The organism is Phosphitispora fastidiosa, assembly GCF_019008365.1.
Lineage (GTDB): Bacteria > Bacillota > Thermincolia > Thermincolales > UBA2595 > Phosphitispora > Phosphitispora fastidiosa.
On record NZ_JAHHUL010000229.1, the window covers coordinates 1 to 229 of the forward strand.

Annotated in this window: 1 protein-coding gene; it reads left to right on the forward strand. The window is 66.8% G+C overall.

Annotated elements, in window-relative coordinates; all coding sequences use genetic code 11:
* A partial coding sequence (locus Ga0451573_RS19610) for a hypothetical protein (RefSeq protein ID WP_231685900.1) occupies positions 1 to 229 on the forward strand: 229 nt, incomplete at both ends.

Below are 229 nucleotides of genomic sequence, written 5' to 3' on the forward strand. Positions count from 1 at the left end.
GTTCTCAGGTCGATCCGCAGCAGCAGGGCGGAGCAGGGAGCTCCGGGCAGGCCGCGCATTGGACCACGTTGGGCACGCGCAGCGCGCAGAGCGTGCCGCAGGCGGCGCCGAAGGTCGGCAGCGGCCAGTGGGTGGATTACAACCCAGCGCCGCTGTATCCGGGCATGGTGACCAATAACAATGTCTTCATCACCATGAAGGACGGCACGCGGCTGGCTGCCAGTGTGAC